Source organism: Pseudomonas sp. SH10-3B (assembly GCF_019891415.1).
Taxonomy (GTDB): Bacteria; Pseudomonadota; Gammaproteobacteria; order Pseudomonadales; family Pseudomonadaceae; genus Aquipseudomonas.
Window position 1 is genome coordinate 1 of sequence record NZ_JAFLXD010000105.1, and the last position, 1,882, is coordinate 1,882.

1 protein-coding gene is annotated in these 1,882 nt (G+C 63.8%); it reads right to left on the reverse strand.

Translation table 11 applies throughout. The features are described from left to right. Positions 1-1,882: ImcF-related family protein (locus J1G35_RS30515; RefSeq protein ID WP_223016861.1), on the reverse strand; the 1,882-nt coding region annotated here is incomplete at both ends.

The following is a 1,882-nucleotide window of genomic DNA, read 5'->3' on the forward strand; positions in this document are numbered from 1 at the left end:
GGAGCTGACTTGCTGGAGTTTTAAGCGCACCCGTGTCACCCGGGTGAGGTAGGCCTGGAGGCTCAAGCCGTCGTTGTTGCTCTTGTCCAGCAGTGCCAAGAACGGGCCGAAGGTCGGATCCAGCGGGCCTTTGAGTTCGTGCACCGGAACGTTGTCCTGGCCGATCAGCTTTTGCGCGGATGTCACCAGCGAGTCGGCCAAGGCCTGGGGTCGAGTACCGGCCTGCGCGTGATAGGCCACGGCATTCATCAGCGCGATCAGCGGCGATTGGCGCGCATCGCTTATCAGCGTCAGTTGGTCGATTGACTCGTCGAGGCTAGCGGCCGGCTGCCAGCGCAGGCTGTTGAGCAGGTCCAGCCAGGCGCTGGCGTAGTCCTGGAAGTAGCGTTGTGTAAGGCGCTCGCGTAATTGGTCCGGGCTCAACCGGGTGTCGATGTCGCCGGGTTTATCGCTGAGTACCCAGTCGATTTCCTCGCGGCGGGCGTCCGCGATGTCATCGATGGTTTGGCGAACCTGCCCCTCCCAGGCCTGACGGGTGAAGACGCCGGGCACGCTGGCGGCGGTAGAAAACAGCGCAAAGGCATCGGTGTCACCGACCAGTTGCTGCAGGTCCAGGGCCGGGTAGTGATTGGCGGTGTCATCGAGCAACTGTTGGTACAGGCTGGCCTCGGCATGACGCTGGCCCAGTTGACCCAGCAGGATCTGCCGCACCTGCGCGACCAGCCGCGCGTCGGGCTCGATGCGCCAAGCGGGGTTGGCAGCCAGGTGCTCGCCATAGAACTGCCAAAGCGTGGGCGACAGGGTTTGCCAGAGGCCTGACGCAACACCTGAGCGGGAGGGTTCGACGTTGCCCAGGGTTTTGACCAGCAGATCGGCGTCGACTTTGTCCGGACGGGCCAGCATCAGGTAGGCCTTGAGCTGATCGTAGATCTGCCGGGCGCGTTCGGCACGCTCGGGATGGTCCGCTTGCAGCTTGACCAGCGCGTGGAGTTGCTGACGAAGAGCGGCGGCGGCTGGATCGCGAATCAGACGGTTGTTGGCTTCGACGTAGCGTGGCCACACCGTGTCCAACAGCGCCGGGTTTTGATTCAGGCCGAAGCGCTGATACCACGGAGCACCGTGTTGGACACGATCATCCAGGCGGCCCAACTCGCGGACCAGTTCGTTGAGGGCCTGGAGCTGCTCGTCAGATTGCGAAGCGTGTCGGAGGGCGTCAATTGAGGCTTGCACCTGTTGGATCTGCGCGCGGTTGCTGATGAAAGACAGCAGCAATCCTGTGCTCCACAGCACCGCCACGCCGAGGGCCAGCGCGTAGCCGATGCGGGGCACACTCCAGCCGAATCGACGCGGGTTGAGGGGCTTGCCATCGAGAACGCCCTGCCAGGAGGCATCGATCGGCCAGAAATGTTCGGGCATGTTTTTGATCGGCAGCACCGGCAGACTGAACCACACCCCACGCAACGGCACCCCAGCGGCGAACTCGCCAGCCAGGGGCGCCAAGGTGTGACGCCAACGCGCAACGCCCTCGCCTTGCAGATCCCGCGACAGGCGCAGCAGGAAGTCATGGGTCATGACCGCGTTCATCTGCGCCAGGCCTTCGCGGCGCAAAGGTTCCAGTAAACGAGTCAGAGCGGTTTCCAGCACCGCCGCCGTAAAGCGCGCGGGCAATTGGCAACCCACGGGATGCGCCTGGCGGCCTGCCTGACGCCATGGACTGTCGCAAACCTGCCACAAGTGCAAAGGCAACTGCCAACCAAGACGTTTGGCCAGGCTTTGCAACCGATGCACACCCGCGCCCATCGCGGCATCGTCGGCGACTTGGGTTTTGCTCAGTGCCCAGACCACCCCGTCCAATGCACGCCAGCGGCTCAGGCCTTTCCAT